This is a genomic window from Microbacterium sp. B24 (assembly GCF_000333415.1).
In the GTDB taxonomy this organism is placed as follows: domain Bacteria; phylum Actinomycetota; class Actinomycetes; order Actinomycetales; family Microbacteriaceae; genus Microbacterium.
In genome coordinates this window covers 1-1,767 of sequence record NZ_BADB01000297.1, presented here as the reverse complement: position 1 = coordinate 1,767, position 1,767 = coordinate 1, and the positions used below count along the sequence as shown (strand labels likewise).

Genomic DNA, 1,767 nt, shown 5'->3' with positions numbered 1-1,767 from the left:
CGCGCAACCAGGTGGTGCTCGCGTGGCTGATCGGCGGCACGCCGGCGGTCACGCCCATCGTGGGGGTCTCTGACATCGCACAGTTGGATGAGGCGATGGATGCGCTCGCCCTGCCGTTGGATGCCGAGGCGCGCGCCGTGCTCGACGGAAGGGATGCGCAATGACCACGATGCTCACGATGGGCGAGGCCGTCGCGGCGAGCGGCCTTTCGGCCGACACCCTCCGCTACTACGAGGACGAGGGGATCATCGGCCCGCTCGAGCGCGATCATCGCAATCATCGGGTCTTCAGCGACGGCGATCTCGCGTGGATCGGCGTGGTCACGTGCATGAAGGATGCCGGACTCGGCATCGACGACCTGCGCACGTTCGCCGATCTGCTGCACGGCTCGCGCGGGGCGGTGAACCCCGTGGACTTCCTCCGGGAGCGGCGTGCCGCCCTCGAAGAGCGCCGGCGCGTGCTGTCTCGCGCGATCGCGGTCATGGACGACAAGATCGCCCACTTCCGCGGAGGCGTCTCGGAAGCAGGAACGGTCTAGTCCTCCGGTTCGACGCGTTCCGGAAGTACCGACCACATGTAGCGCGAGCGGCGCAGATCCCCGGTTTCACGACGGTCGGCGCTCAATGCCTCGTACTCGTCGTTCGCGCACGCGGCGCTGGACCGCATCGCGCCGTGACGGCGGCGCGACACGCCGAGCGTCGGGATGCGGATGTCGTTGCCGCAGGCACTCGGCTGATCTACCGTGGAGGAAACGACGCACTGTCCACATGGAGGCGAGCATGACCGCGCACGATGCGCCTGATGAGGTCCGCTTCGCCACCGAGCTGCTGTTCACGGACGGTCTGCCGCAGATGGATGACGAGGTCGGGTACCGCGGCGCCGTCGCTGCACGCGCAGCCGGCATCACCTATCGTCAGCTCGACTACTGGGCGCGTACCGAACTCGTCCAGCCCACCGTCCGCGGCGCCAGCGGTTCGGGATCGCAGCGTCTCTACGGCTTCCGCGACATCCTCGTGCTCAAACTGGTGAAGCGGCTTCTCGATACCGGCATCTCCCTGCAGCAGATCCGCACGGCGGTCGAGCAGCTTCGTGCCGCCGGCATCCGCGATCTCGCCGGCACCACGCTGATGAGCGACGGCGCGTCCGTCTATCTCTGCACCTCGAACGACGAAGTCATCGACCTCGTCAGTCGAGGACAGGGCGTGTTCGGTATCGCCGTCGGCAAAGTGCTGCACGAGGTCGAATCGACCTTGCTCGACTTCGATCCGCAGGCTCCGGACCCCGTCGACGAACTCGCCGCTCGTCGCGCCGTCAAGTCCGCCTGAGAAGGCAACGGCGCCGCAGTCCAACGCGCTGCTTGTCGACTCGCGTCTTCGGCGCCCGATCGACGACCGACCGCTGTGTGACGGAAAAGGTCAGGCCCGCTGCTCGCCCGCGGTGATCCGACCGGTGCGCATGACGCGGTCCAGCAGTGCGTCGAAGTCGCCGGCCAGCTCCTGAGCCGAGTCGCCCGGCCAGATGTGCAGCGGCTTCGCCGCCCCCTGCGCCTGCTGCAGCGACGTGCGCTCGGGAAGCTGTGGCGACAGGACGAGCGGGCCGAACATGTCGCGCAGCTCCTTGATGCGGAACTGGTGCTCGATCGACTGCGGGCGCACGCGATTCACGACGATCCCGAGCGGCTGCAGTCGGGGAGACAGGCCACGGCGGATCTCCTCGATCGCCCGCAACGCGCGGTCGGCGGCGGCGACCGAGAACAGTCCCGGTTCG

The 1,767-nt window shown here is 68.1% G+C and carries 3 protein-coding genes and 1 pseudogene; 3 read left to right on the top strand and 1 reads right to left on the bottom strand.

The annotated features are described in order from the left end of the window. Positions 1–11: 11 nt before the first annotated feature. The 3 genes from I5I_RS17930 (at position 12) to I5I_RS07760 (ending at position 1,325) form a co-directional block, all read left to right on the top strand. Complete coding sequence (locus I5I_RS17930; RefSeq protein WP_374699905.1) at positions 12–164, top strand: hypothetical protein; 153 nt, start codon at positions 12–14, stop codon at positions 162–164. Beyond that, positions 161–538 carry a MerR family transcriptional regulator gene (locus I5I_RS07765; protein ID WP_036318245.1) on the top strand — a complete coding sequence of 126 codons (378 nt, stop codon included), beginning with the start codon at positions 161–163 and terminating at the stop codon, positions 536–538. The genes I5I_RS17930 and I5I_RS07765 overlap by 4 nt, the downstream gene beginning before the upstream one ends. 241 nt (positions 539–779) lie before the next feature. Beyond that, positions 780–1,325, top strand: a complete 546-nt coding sequence (locus I5I_RS07760; protein WP_036286573.1) for a MerR family transcriptional regulator — start codon at positions 780–782, stop codon at positions 1,323–1,325. 90 nt (positions 1,326–1,415) lie between these two features. On the opposite strand, the pseudogene I5I_RS07755 reads toward I5I_RS07760, so the two are convergent. Beyond that, positions 1,416–1,767: pseudogene (locus tag I5I_RS07755) on the bottom strand (ParA family protein); the annotation flags it as partial.